Genomic DNA, 13269 nt, shown 5'->3' on the forward strand with positions numbered 1-13269 from the left:
CTTTATGGTATAATGGAAAGAGTGATAAAAAAGAGGTAGAGAGATGGATGCAAAATTAAAATACAAGGCAAAGAAGATTAAAATCGTCTTTTTTGATATTGATGATACCTTGCGTACGTCAAAGACAGGTTTTATTCCAGATACAATTCCCACTGTCTTTAAACAGTTGCGTGAAAAAGGAATTTTAACAGGAATTGCCTCTGGTCGTGGTATTTTCGGTGTTGTTCCAGAGATTCGTGAGCTCAAACCGGACTTTTTTGTAACCCTAAATGGGGCCTATATAGAAGATAAAAAAGGTAAGGTCATTTATCAACATCAGATTGACAAGTCAGATGTTGAGGAGTATATCTCTTGGACTAAGCGAGAGGGAATTGAGTATGGCTTGGTTGGCAGTCATGACGCCAAACTCTCCACGCGAACAGAACTGATCAGTGAGGCGATTGATCCGATTTATCCGAACTTGGGTGTGGATCCTGACTTTCATGAAAAAGCAGATATTTACCAGATGTGGACCTTTGAGGATAAAGGGGCTGATTTGCACCTACCAGATAGTCTCTCAGGTAAACTTCGAATGGTGCGTTGGCATGAACATTCATCAGATATCGTGCCTATTTCAGGTTCAAAAGCAAGTGGTGTAGCCAAGGTGGTGGAACATCTAGGCTTGAAACCAGAGAATGTCATGGTCTTTGGAGATGGGCTCAATGACTTGGAGCTCTTTGATTATGCTGGAATCAGTATTGCCATGGGAGTTTCCCATGATAAAATCAAAGAAAAAGCAGATTATATTACAAAAACAGTAGAAGAAGATGGTGTTTTTGATGCCTTAACTAAGTTTGGTTTAGTAGAAAAAGAATTGCATTTTCCACAAGTAGACATTGAAACAGTAGAAGGTCCGCTAGCGACCATTAAGACAAATCACGGGGACTTACGTATCAAGCTCTTCCCTGAGCAAGCTCCCAAAACAGTAGCTAACTTTATCGCTCTTTCAAAAGATGGTTACTATGATGGCGTCATTTTCCACCGCATCATCAAGGACTTTATGATCCAAGGTGGAGACCCAACTGGTACTGGTATGGGAGGAGAATCTATCTATGGAGATGCTTTTGAAGATGAATTCTCTGAAGAACTTTATAATGTTCGTGGGGCTCTGTCTATGGCCAATGCTGGGCCAAATACCAATGGCAGTCAGTTCTTTATCGTGCAAAACCAACACTTGCCATACTCTAAGAAAGAGATTGCGCGTGGTGGTTGGCCAGAATCAATCGCTGAGATTTATGCAGAGCAAGGCGGAACTCCTCACCTTGACCGTCGTCACACTGTTTTTGGGCAATTGGTCGATGCAGAATCTTTTGCAGTCTTGGATGCCATTGCAGCTGTTGAAACTGGTGCTATGGACAAGCCAGTTGAAGATGTAGTAATTGAAACGATTGAAATTGAGGACTAATATGAAAATTGGTGATAAGCTAAAGGGGCGTATTACAGGAATTCAGCCTTATGGTGCCTTTGTCGAATTAGAGACAGGGGTGATTGGGCTGATCCATATTTCAGAGATTCGGACAGGATTTATCGAAAATATCTATGAAGTTTTGAAAATTGGTGAAGAAGTGCAAGTTCAGGTTGTTGATTTGGACGAATTTTCAGGTAAAGCCAGTCTGTCTATTCGCACGCTGGAGGAAGAAAAACACCAACTGCCAAGACGAAGACGTTTTTCAAATGACCGTATCAAGCACGGTTTTGCTCCACTTAGCAGAATGATGCCTGTCTGGACAAGGGAAGCCCTCAACAATCTGAAAGAGAAAAACTAGTCTATTAGATTTCGTATTTTAAAATCAATATATGGAAGAACAATTATTAAAATCAGGAGAGCGCATCAACCAGCTCTTTTCGACAGATATCAAGATCATTCAAAATAGAGAAGTATTTAGCTATTCGGTGGATAGTGTTCTCTTGTCACGCTTTCCTCGCTTTCCTAAAAATGGCTTAATTGTGGACTTTTGTGCTGGAAATGGTGCAGTTGGACTTTTTGCAAGTAGTCGTACCAAGGCCAAAATTCTCTCTGTGGAGATTCAGGAGCGCTTGGCGGATATGGCTGAGCGTTCAGTTCAATTGAATGGTTTGGAAGAGCAGATGCAGGTTATCTGCGATGATTTGAAAAATATGCCTGCACACATTAAGGGAAGTAAGGTGGATATGATCTTGTGCAATCCGCCTTATTTCAAGGTGGACCCGCATTCCAATCTGAACGAGAGTGAACACTACCTCTTAGCTAGACATGAAATTACAACTAATCTAGAGGAAATCTGTCGAAGTGCTCAGAGTATTCTCAAGTCTAATGGCCGTTTGGCTATGGTTCATCGTCCAGATCGACTTTTGGATATTCTAGACATGCTTCAACGTCACAATTTGGCACCTAAGCGCCTGCAATTTGTCTATCCAAAACGTGAGAAGGAGGCCAATATGCTCTTAATCGAAGCTATCAAGGATGGCTCGACGAGTGGCTTTAAGGTCTTGCCACCTCTCATCGTTCACAATGATGATGGTTCCTATACACCAGAAATTCAAGAGATTTACTATGGATCATAAAGCCTATATGTATGTGGTGGAGTGTCGCGACGGTTCTTACTATACGGGCTATACAACAGATGTGAAGAGGCGCCTTGCCGTTCATAATAGTGGTAAGGGAGCCAAGTATACCCGAGCTCGCTTGCCAGTCAAGCTTATCTATGTAGAGGGTTTTGCCAGTAAGGAAGAAGCCATGTCTGCAGAGGCTCTCCTAAAACGAAAGAAACGTCCACAGAAAGAACGATTTTTATCTGAAAATCAAGAGAAAAATCTAGTTAACGATATTGATGTCTAACGAGGAGTCCTTTGACTCCTCTTACTTTTGTCAAAAGAGGAAAAAAGTGCTAAAATAAGATGAATAAATTTAAAGAGGTATTATCATGTCTAAGATTCTAGTATTTGGTCACCAAAATCCAGACTCAGATGCCATCGGGTCATCTGTAGCCTTTGCCTATCTTGCAAAAGAGGCTTATGGATTGGATACAGAAGCAGTAGCTCTCGGTACTCCAAATGAAGAAACAGCCTTTGTTTTGAACTATTTTGGTGTAGAAGCACCACGCGTCATCACATCTGCTAAAGCAGAAGGTGCAGAACAAGTCATCTTGACTGACCACAATGAATTCCAACAATCAGTGTCAGATATCGCTGAAGTAGAAGTTTACGGAGTTGTGGACCACCACCGTGTGGCTAATTTTGAAACTGCAAGCCCACTTTACATGCGCTTGGAACCAGTTGGATCAGCTTCATCTATCGTTTACCGTATGTTCAAAGAACATGGTGTAGCAGTTCCTAAAGAAATCGCAGGTTTGATGCTTTCAGGTTTGATTTCAGATACCCTTCTTTTGAAATCACCAACAACACACCCATCTGACAAAGTCATTGCTCCTGAATTGGCTGAATTGGCTGGTGTGAACTTGGAAGAGTACGGTCTTGCTATGCTCAAAGCTGGTACTAACTTGGCTAGCAAATCTGCTGAAGAATTGATTGACATTGATGCTAAGACTTTTGAACTCAACGGAAATAAGGTTCGTGTTGCCCAAGTCAATACTGTTGATATTGCTGAAGTCTTGGAACGCCAAGCAGAAATCGAAGCAGCAATGCAAGCGGCTAATACAGCAAACGGCTACTCTGACTTTGTCTTGATGATTACAGACATCGTCAATTCAAACTCAGAAATCCTTGCTCTTGGATCAAACATGGACAAGGTGGAAGCAGCTTTCAACTTCAAACTTGAAAACAACCACGCTTTCCTTCCAGGTGCTGTTTCACGTAAGAAACAAGTGGTGCCTCAGTTGACTGAAAGCTTTAATGGCTAATAACCTGAGTGATAATCGAAACGTGGAAACACTTGTTTTCCATATAGCTAAAGGGGTTTCGGCTCCTTTTTTTCTAGGAGAGAAAGATGTTAGAAAATGGTGATTTGATTTTTGTGAAGGATCTTTCAGATATGGGGCAGGCTATCCAGGCTTCTACTGGGAACTATAGTCATGTAGCCATCTTTTTGGACGGTTTCATCTACCATGCTAGTGGGAAAGCTGGTGTCATTTGTCAAGAACCGGCTGAATTTTTTGAACCAACTCATCTTTACGATCTTTATGTCTATCCAGAGCTGGAAGCTGACTTGGTAAAGGAGAGAGCTAGCAAACATTTGGGTGCACCCTATAATGCCTCTTTTTATCCAGATGGTTCTGGCTTTTATTGCTCCCAGTATATCGCTGAAATCCTCCCGATTTTTAAAACTATTCCCATGAAATTTGGGGACGGGGAGCAGGAGATCAGTGATTTTTGGAGGGAATACTACAGGAAACTCGAACTTCCAGTGCCTCTGAATCAACCAGGGACCAATCCTAGTCAACTAGCAGCATCCCCCCTTTTAGAATGTAAAGAAAGGAATCTTCATGATTCAGATTTTTAATCCATCTCGTTTGACTCGGCAGCCATTTTTTATAGATTTGGTGGACTATCTGGACCAGCATGACGATGTGATTCTACGAGAAATCAAGGCCCAGTTTCCAGATGTGGCAGTTGATAAACTCATGGAAGAGTATATAAAGGCAGGATTGATCCGAAGGGAAAATAAACGCTATTCCCTCAATCTCCCTTTTCTAGAATCAATAGATAGTCTGGTCCTTGACCAAGAAATTTTTGTCAGAGAGGATAGTCCAGTTTATCAAGCCTTGCTGGAGAAAACTTTTGAGACGGAATTGTGCAATCAAACCAATGCTGCCATTTTAGTCGAATCTACAGATTTTGCTAGAGAAAAGATGACCCTGTCTAACTATTTCTACAAGGTCAAGAATCAATATCCTTTGACAGAAAAACAGCAGGAACTCTATGCTATTTTAGGAGATGTTAATCCTGAGTACGCCCTCAAGTATATGACGACTTTTTTACTGAAATTTCTCAAAAAGGACCAGCTCATGCAGAAACGCCGTGATATCTTTGTGGAAAGTTTAGTCGTTTTAGGCTATGTTGTGCAAAACGAAGAAGGGAAGTATGAGTTGATTGTTGATTTCGACAAGGAACGGTTGACTTTCTATTTTCCTTAATTGCTACATTTTGAGCAGATTGTTTGACTTTGCTAAAGAATAAGCATAAACTGAATGTAAGCGATAACGTTTATCGTATTAAAAGCAAAGGAGACAGAGCTATGTCACTTGAAAATAAATTGGATCAAGCAACTGGTGCTATCAAAGAAGGATTTGGTAAAGTTACTGGCGATAGCAAGACAGAAGCAGAAGGCGCTGTAGAAAAAACAGTTGCGAAAGCAAAAGAAGTAGTTGAAGATGCTAAAGGTGCTGTAGAAGGTGCCGTTGAAGGTCTTAAAAATTCATTTAAGAAAGAAGACTAAAAAAATCAAGGGAATGCTTCCCTTGATTTTTTTATAGATAACGTTCTGCGATAGCCGCATCTCCAGGATAATCTTCTTTCTTTCCTTGGACGATCTGGTAGCAATCAGCTCCCTTACCAGCAATAATCACGGCATCGAGTTCTTGATTTGTGATGGCCATAGCTGCCTTGATGGCTTGTTCACGATCGGCAATCTTTTCAACAGGATGACTGATATAGCTACTGATTTCTTCAGCAATGGTCATTGGATCTTCATAGTTGGGGTCATCCGCAGTTAGAAAGACTTGAATTTCAGGATGTTGATCGAGAAGGAGTCCAAAGTCTTTGCGACGACTTTCACCCTTGTTTCCAGTCGAACCGAGAACCAGAGCGATCTTTCCAGTTTGATGGGTTTCAACAACAGAAATCAGTTTTTTCAGACTGTCACCATTGTGAGCATAGTCTATGAAGACCTTGGCTCCATTTTTCTGAGTGAGAACTTCCATACGTCCAGGGACGCGGGTTGCAGCGATCCCTTTTTTGATATCTTCAAGACTGGCACCTAGACGAAGACAGGCAAGTCCTGCAGCAACGGCATTTTCTTGATTGAAGTGACCGATGAGTTGGATATCATAATCACCAGCGAGTTTACCTGTAGCGGAAAAGCTAAAGGCTTTGGAGTTCTCGATTTGGTTACTTGACTGGCTACCATAGAAGTCATGTTCTTGATCTTCCACTTGTTCTTTCAATACAGAAAAGTGGTCCATGTCGCTGTTAATGACAACTGCTCGGCTATTTTTCATCAAGAGACGTTTGTGGTAGAAGTAATCTTCAAAGCTAGGATGCTCAATCGGACCGATATGGTCAGGAGTGATGTTAAGAAAGACACCTACATCAAAGGTCAGACCATAGACTCGATGAACAAGATAGGCTTGGCTAGAGACTTCCATTACAAGATGGGTTCTTCCATTCTTAACAGCCTGAGCCATCATGTCAAAAAGATCGATATTTTCAGGCGTTGAGAAGGAAGATTTAAAGAAGGTCTCGCCATCCAGAGTTGTGTTCATAGTTGACAAGAGGGCTGTTGGGTAGCGTTGAGATAGGATGTGGTAAGCAAAGTAAGCTGCTGTTGTCTTTCCTTTGGTCCCTGTGAAAGCGAGAATTTTGAGTTTTTTTTGTGGATTGCCATAGAATTCCATCGCAATTAAACTCATGGCTTTTTTGATATCGTTCACAACGATGACGGGGATACCGACTTCGTAGTCCTTTTCTGCGACATACCAAGCTAAGCCCTGACTTATAGCGGATAGGAGGTATTCTTTTTTAAAGGCAGCACCTTTTGCAAAAAAAAGAGTGCCTTCTTTTACTTTTCTGCTGTCGTAACTGATGCTATCAAAAACAACCTCACTGTAGTTGTAGTGGTAATGTCCTTGATCAATAATCTCGCGAAAAAGGCCATCTTTCTTGAAAATATCTAATACGGTTTCAATCTTAATCATACTTTCTATTATAAACTTCAAGCCCGAATTTTACAAGTAACAAGGAAAAGTTTATAATGGAAGATAAGGAACTTTTCCTAGTTATCAAAATTGAATGAGGAAGCTATGTCTAACGAAAACAATCACCAGCAAGCCCAGATGTTGCGAGGGACTGCTTGGCTAACAGCTAGTAACTTTATTAGTCGCCTCCTTGGTGCTATCTACATTATTCCCTGGTATATCTGGATGGGGACCTATGCAGCTAAGGCAAACGGACTCTTTACCATGGGGTATAACATTTACGCCTGGTTCTTGCTGATTTCGACAGCGGGTATCCCCGTTGCGGTCGCCAAACAAGTGGCTAAGTACAATACCATGCGAGAAGAAGAGCATAGCTTTGCCTTGATTCGGAGTTTCTTAAGCTTTATGACGGGCTTGGGCTTAGTCTTTGCCTTGGTCTTGTATCTCTTTTCTCCCTGGTTAGCAGATTTGTCAGGTGTGGGGAAAGACCTGATTCCCATCATGCAGAGCTTGGCTTGGGCGGTCTTGATTTTCCCATCTATGAGTGTCATCCGGGGCTTCTTCCAAGGGATGAACAACCTGAAACCTTATGCCATGAGTCAAATCGCTGAGCAGGTGATCCGTGTTATCTGGATGTTGATGGCAACCTTCTTCATTATGAAGATGGGTTCTGGTGACTACTTATCAGCCGTTACCCAATCGACCTTTGCGGCCTTTGTGGGGATGGTGGCAAGTTTTGCAGTTTTGATCTACTTCCTTGCCCAAGAAGGTTTGCTTAAAAGAGTCTTTGAAACACGGGATAAAATCAATAGTAAGCGACTCTTAGTCGATACCATAAAGGAAGCCATTCCCTTTATCCTGACAGGATCAGCCATCCAGCTCTTCCAGATTTTAGACCAGATGACCTTTATCAATAGTATGAAGTGGTTTACCAACTACAGCAATGAAGACTTGGTTGTTATGTTTTCTTATTTCTCTGCCAATCCTAATAAAATTACCATGATTTTAATCTCTGTGGGGGTTTCCATTGGGAGTGTCGGTTTGCCGCTGTTGACGGAAAACTATGTAAAAGGCGACTTACCGGCAGCGGCTCGCCTAGTCCAAGATAGTCTCACCATGCTCTTCTTATTTTTACTGCCGGCAACGGTTGGAGTGGTCATGGTAGGGGAGCCTCTTTACACGGTCTTTTACGGTAAGCCAGATAGTTTGGCCATGGGTTTATTTGTCTTTGCAGTTTTGCAGTCTACTATCCTAGGCTTGTATATGGTCTTGTCTCCTATGCTTCAGGCCATGTTCCGAAACCGCAAGGCAGTTCTTTACTTCATCTATGGTTCCATTGCTAAGATCGTCTTGCAATTGCCAACCATTGCTATTTTCCATAGTTACGGTCCCTTGATTTCAACGACTATCGGTTTGATTATTCCGAATGTCCTGATGTACCGAGACATTTGCCAGGTAACGGGTGCTCGTCGAAAGATAATCTTGAAGCGAACCATTTTGATTACCATCTTGACCCTTGTCATGTTTATCCTAGTTGGCTTCTTGCAGTGGCTACTCGGTTTTGTCTTCCAACCAAGTGGACGTTTCTGGAGTTTCCTTTATGTGGCTCTCATCGGAGGGCTTGGAGGAGGTCTTTATGGTTTGATGAGCCTACGGACACGACTCTTGGACAAGATAATCGGCAAAGCTCAAGCAGACCGACTACGTACACGATTGAAAATATCGTAAAAAGATTTATAAATAAAAGTAATAAATTTAACCTTTCTTTAACAGAAAGGTTTTTATACTACATTTTTCTTAAAAAAAGAGAACTTTTTCTAAAATTAAGAGCAAAAAATATGCTTTTTTAAGTTTTTCTTCAGAAATCACTTGACTAAATAAAACCAAAGCTGTATAATAAGACAAAACTTTTAAACAGGAGGTTCTGGAAATGAAAAAGTCTAAGGCCAAGTATCTGACACTTGCAAGTGTCGTGTTAAGCGCAGGTATCTTACTGAGCGCATGTGGAAATTCAAGTAGCGCTACTAAAACATATAACTATGTTTATTCGAGCGATCCATCTAGTTTGAACTATCTTGCAGAAAACCGTGCAACAACCAATGACATCGTAACCAATTTGGTGGATGGGTTGATGGAAAATGACCAATACGGTAACTATGTTCCATCATTGGCAGAGGATTGGACTGTTTCTCAGGACGGTTTGACCTATACTTACAAATTGCGTAAGGATGCAAAATGGTATACTTATGAGGGTGAAGAATACGCCCCTGTAACGGCCCAAGACTTTGTCACAGGTTTGAAATATGCTGCTGATAAAAAATCTGAAGCCTTGTACCTTGTTCAAGACTCTGTAGCAGGTTTGGATGACTATATCAACGGGAAAACAACAGACTTTTCAACTGTCGGTGTTAAGGCGATTGACGACCAAACAGTTCAGTATACTTTGACACGTCCAGAACCTTATTGGAATTCTAAAACAACTTCAACCATTCTCTTCCCTGTCAATGCAGATTTCTTAAAATCAAAAGGGGATGACTTTGGTAAGGTAGACCCTTCTAGTATTTTGTACAGTGGACCTTTCTTGATGAAATCCTTTGTTTCAAAATCTGTTATCGAATACAAGAAAAATCCGAATTACTGGGATGCTAAAAATGTCTTTGTGGACGATGTGAAATTGACCTACTATGATGGAAGTGACCAAGATGCCCTAGCACGTAACTTTACAGAAGGAGTATACAGCTACGCACGTCTCTATCCAAATAGCTCAAGTTTTGAAGGGATTAAAGAGAAGAATAAAGACAATATCATCTACAGCATGCAAGATGCCACTTCTTTCTACTTGAACTTTAACCTGGATAGAAAATCTTATAATTTCACTTCTAAAACGACTGACATCGAAAAGAAATCTACCCAAGAAGCAGTTCTGAATAAAAACTTCCGCCAAGCTATCAATTTTGCCTATAACCGTACGGCCTATGGGGCACAATCTCAAGGGGAAGACGGAGCAACGAAGATTATTCGTAACCTGGTTGTACCTCCTACATTTGTAAGCATCAACGGAAAAGACTTTGGTGATGTTGTTTCAGAAAAGATGGTTAACTATGGCCAAGAATGGCAAGGAATCAACTTTGCGGATGCGCAAGACCCATACTACAATCCTGACAAGGCTAAAGCTAAGTTTGCGGAAGCTAAGAAAGAACTAGAAGCCAAAGGTGTTCAGTTCCCGATTCACTTGGATAAGACTGTAGAAATGACCAATAAGACAGAAATTCAAGAAATTAGCTCAATGAAGCAATCCATCGAATCTGTTCTTGGAACTGAGAACGTGGTTATCGATATCCAACAGTTGGCAACAGAGGATTATGATAGCTCTGGTTATTTAGCTCAGACAGCAGCCCAGAAGGATTTTGACCTTTACAATGGTGGTTGGAGTGCGGACTACTTGGATCCATCAAGCTATCTTGATATCTTAAATGTCAATAACGGTGGTATGTTGCAAAACCTTGGTCTAGAACCAGGTGAAGTCAATGACAAGGCCAAGGCAGTTGGACTTGATACCTACACTCAAATGTTGGAAGAAGCGAACAAGGAGCAAGATCCAGCAAAACGTTATGAAAAATATGCTGAAGTTCAAGCTTGGCTCGTTGATAGCGCCCTTGCAATTCCAAACGTTTCTAAGGGTGGAACACCTAGCTTGAGAAAGATAGTTCCATTCTCAGCACCATTCTCACAAGCCGGAAATAAGGGTGTCGAATCATACAAGTACCTCAAGTTGCAAGATAAGACTGTAACGACTGATGAGTATGAAAAAGCTAAAGAAAAATGGCTGAAAGAAAAAGAAGAATCCAATAAAAAAGTTCAAGAAGAACTGGCAAAACACGTTAAATAACCGGTCTATTCAACAGGAAAAGCGATAGTTTCTCAAGAAACTATCGCTTTTATATAGTTTGAAACTATAACTAGCTCTTGAAAAGAAGAAAATGAGTTAGTGAAAATAAGTGGTACAATAGTTACTATAGATTTGGAGGTATTGTATGAGTAAAGAACTATACATCAACACAATTTTGGCCCAGGCGGGAATCAAGTCAGATAAGGCAACAGGTGCCTTGGTAACTCCGCTTCATTTTTCAACAACTTATCAGCATCCAGAGTTTGGCCAGTCTACTGGATTTGACTATACCCGTACTAAAAACCCAACTCGGAGTAAGGCGGAGGAAGTCTTGGCTGCGATCGAATCGGCAGACTATGCCCTAGCGACGAGTTCAGGTATGGCTGCGATTGTACTGGCCTTTAGTGTCTTTCCAGTAGGAAGCAAGGTCCTAGCAGTGCGTGACCTTTATGGTGGTTCTTTCCGTTGGTTCAACCAAGTTGAGCAGGAAGGTCGGTTCCATTTTACCTATGCCAATACTGAAGCAGAGTTGATTGCTCAGCTGGAAAATGATGTGGATGTTCTCTATATCGAAACGCCAACCAATCCCTTGATGTTAGAATTTGATATTGCAAAACTTGTAAAAATAGCTCATGCCAAGGGTGCCAAGGTAGTGGTGGACAATACCTTCTACAGCCCAATTTATCAACGACCGATCGAAGATGGTGCAGATATTGTCCTTCATTCGGCTACCAAGTATCTAGCAGGGCATAATGATGTCTTGGCTGGGGTAGTTGTGACTAATAGTTTAGAACTATATGAACAACTGTTCTATAATTTGAATACGACAGGTGCTGTATTGTCGCCGTTTGATAGTTATCAGTTGATTCGTGGTCTTAAGACCTTGTCACTGCGCATGGAGCGTTCGACAGCTAACGCGCGAGAAATAGTAGCTTTTCTAGAAACTTCGCCCGCAGTCAAGAAAGTTCTCTATACTGGACGTGGGGGTATGATTTCCTTTAAAGTAGTGGATGAAACACGCATTCCTCATATTTTAAACAGCCTCAAGGTCTTCTCTTTTGCTGAGAGTTTGGGTGGGGTAGAGAGTCTGATCACCTATCCGACGACGCAGACCCATGCGGATATTCCAGCAGAAGTGCGCCATTCTTATGGATTGACAGATGATCTTTTGCGTTTGTCTATTGGGATTGAGGATGCCAGAGATTTGATTGCGGACTTGCGCCAAGCCTTGGAAGGATAAGACAGATATGGGAAAATATGATTTTACAAGCCTGCCCAATCGTTTTGGGCATCATACCTATAAATGGAAAGAGGCGGAAGCTGATCGAGAAGTTCTACCAGCCTGGATAGCGGATATGGACTTTGTGGTCTTACCTGAGATTCGACAAGCCGTACAAACCTACGCGGATCAGTTGGTCTATGGTTATACTTATGCAAGCGACGCTTTGATTCAGTCGGTTCGGGACTGGGAAGCCAGTCAACACGAGTATCACTTTGACAAGGATGCTCTTGTCTTTATCGAGGGAGTAGTGCCAGCTATTTCAACGGCTATTCAAGCCTTTACAAAAGAAGGTGAGGCTGTTCTGATTAACACACCGGTCTATCCACCTTTTGCTCGCAGTGTCAAACTCAACAATCGCCGATTGATTAGCAACTCTTTGGTGGAAAAGGATGGGCTGTTTGAGATTGACTTTGACCAGCTGGAGAAGGAATTGGTGGAGGAAGATGTGAAACTTTATATCCTCTGCAATCCTCATAATCCTGGTGGTCGTGTTTGGGAAAAGGAAGTGTTAGAAAAGATAGGCCATCTCTGCCAAAAACATGATGTATTGCTGGTTTCGGATGAGATTCACCAAGATTTGGCTCTCTTTGGTCACAAACACCAGTCTTTCAATACCATTGATACAGACTTTAAAGACTTTGCCCTTATCTTGAGCAGTGCGACTAAGACCTTTAATATCGCTGGGACAAAAAATTCCTATGCTGTCATTGAAAATCCTAAACTTCGAGTGGCTTTTCAGAAACGCCAGTTGGCCAATAACCAGCATGAAATCTCAGGCTTGGGTTATTTGGCGACAGAAGCTGCCTACCGTTATGGTAAGGACTGGTTAGGAGAGTTAAAGGAAGTCATCGAGGATCACATTAACTATATAGTGGATGTTTTGGGCAACGAAACCAAGATTAAGGTCATGAAACCGCAAGGTACCTACTTGATCTGGCTTGATTTTTCAGCCTATGACCTAACGGATGACCGCTTGCAAGAGCTTTTGAAGAATGAAGCCAAGGTTATCTTGAACCGAGGTTTGGACTTTGGAGAGGAGGGAACTCTTCATGCCCGCCTCAATGTTGCTATGCCTAAAACACTTTTGGAAGAAGTTTGCCAACGCATCGTGACCACTTTTGATACACTTTAAAATCGAGCCTTCTAGGAGAAAAGTCTTCCTAGAAGGCTATTTTCATAGGGGAAAATGTGGTATAATGAAAAGATAA

General features: G+C 41.7%; 13 protein-coding genes. 12 read left to right on the plus strand and 1 reads right to left on the minus strand.

The annotated features are described in order from the left end of the window. Window positions 1–43: 43 nt before the first annotated feature. The 8 genes from B7709_RS03315 to B7709_RS03350 all read left to right on the plus strand — a co-directional run bounded on the left by B7709_RS03315 (window position 44) and on the right by B7709_RS03350 (window position 5413). The gene (locus B7709_RS03315) at window positions 44–1444 is read left to right on the plus strand and encodes a bifunctional Cof-type HAD-IIB family hydrolase/peptidylprolyl isomerase (protein WP_084971637.1); all 1401 of its coding nucleotides are present in this window, start codon (window positions 44–46) and stop codon (window positions 1442–1444) included. Window position 1445: 1 nt separating this feature from the next. After that, on the plus strand, window positions 1446–1805 hold the full coding sequence (locus tag B7709_RS03320) for a S1 RNA-binding domain-containing protein (protein ID WP_084971639.1): 360 nt from the start codon (window positions 1446–1448) through the stop codon (window positions 1803–1805). A gap of 31 nt (window positions 1806–1836) precedes the next feature. After that, the gene (locus B7709_RS03325; protein WP_084971641.1) at window positions 1837–2583 is read left to right on the plus strand and encodes a tRNA1(Val) (adenine(37)-N6)-methyltransferase; all 747 of its coding nucleotides are present in this window, start codon (window positions 1837–1839) and stop codon (window positions 2581–2583) included. Further along, entirely contained in the window at window positions 2573–2857 is a 285-nt protein-coding gene (locus B7709_RS03330) for a GIY-YIG nuclease family protein (RefSeq protein WP_000349629.1), read from the plus strand. Before B7709_RS03325 ends, B7709_RS03330 begins: the two co-directional genes overlap by 11 nt. An 85-nt stretch (window positions 2858–2942) precedes the next feature. Further along, window positions 2943–3878: a manganese-dependent inorganic pyrophosphatase gene (locus B7709_RS03335; protein ID WP_049519060.1), complete on the plus strand. Its 936-nt coding sequence runs from the start codon at window positions 2943–2945 to the stop codon at window positions 3876–3878. An 86-nt stretch (window positions 3879–3964) separates the two neighbouring features. Continuing rightward, entirely contained in the window at window positions 3965–4477 is a 513-nt protein-coding gene (locus B7709_RS03340; RefSeq protein WP_049477472.1) for a YiiX/YebB-like N1pC/P60 family cysteine hydrolase, read from the plus strand. Next, the gene (locus B7709_RS03345; protein ID WP_049477473.1) at window positions 4461–5111 is read left to right on the plus strand and encodes a DUF1803 domain-containing protein; all 651 of its coding nucleotides are present in this window, start codon (window positions 4461–4463) and stop codon (window positions 5109–5111) included. Before B7709_RS03340 ends, B7709_RS03345 begins: the two co-directional genes overlap by 17 nt. Window positions 5112–5212: 101 nt before the next feature. After that, window positions 5213–5413: a CsbD family protein gene (locus tag B7709_RS03350; protein WP_000051178.1), complete on the plus strand. Its 201-nt coding sequence runs from the start codon at window positions 5213–5215 to the stop codon at window positions 5411–5413. A gap of 31 nt (window positions 5414–5444) precedes the next feature. On the opposite strand, the gene B7709_RS03355 is transcribed toward B7709_RS03350, so the two are convergent. Then, entirely contained in the window at window positions 5445–6890 is a 1446-nt protein-coding gene (locus B7709_RS03355; RefSeq protein WP_084971643.1) for a UDP-N-acetylmuramoyl-L-alanyl-D-glutamate--L-lysine ligase, read from the minus strand. A 105-nt stretch (window positions 6891–6995) separates the two neighbouring features. Here B7709_RS03355 and B7709_RS03360 point away from each other — a divergent pair, with 105 nt between their 5' ends. The 4 genes from B7709_RS03360 (at window position 6996) to B7709_RS03375 (ending at window position 13193) form a co-directional block, all read left to right on the plus strand. Beyond that, on the plus strand, window positions 6996–8618 hold the full coding sequence (locus B7709_RS03360) for a putative polysaccharide biosynthesis protein (RefSeq protein ID WP_000064204.1): 1623 nt from the start codon (window positions 6996–6998) through the stop codon (window positions 8616–8618). A 202-nt stretch (window positions 8619–8820) separates the two neighbouring features. After that, window positions 8821–10779 (plus strand): peptide ABC transporter substrate-binding protein, encoded by a 1959-nt coding sequence (locus tag B7709_RS03365; RefSeq protein WP_084971645.1) that lies wholly within the window; start codon window positions 8821–8823, stop codon window positions 10777–10779. Window positions 10780–10924: 145 nt separating this feature from the next. Next, entirely contained in the window at window positions 10925–12019 is a 1095-nt protein-coding gene (locus tag B7709_RS03370) for a cystathionine gamma-synthase (RefSeq protein WP_084971647.1), read from the plus strand. A gap of 7 nt (window positions 12020–12026) precedes the next feature. Further along, window positions 12027–13193: a MalY/PatB family protein gene (locus B7709_RS03375; protein WP_084971649.1), complete on the plus strand. Its 1167-nt coding sequence runs from the start codon at window positions 12027–12029 to the stop codon at window positions 13191–13193. The last annotated feature ends 76 nt before the right edge of the window (window positions 13194–13269 follow it).

The organism is Streptococcus oralis subsp. dentisani (genome assembly GCF_002096335.1).
Lineage (GTDB): Bacteria > Bacillota > Bacilli > Lactobacillales > Streptococcaceae > Streptococcus > Streptococcus oralis_Z.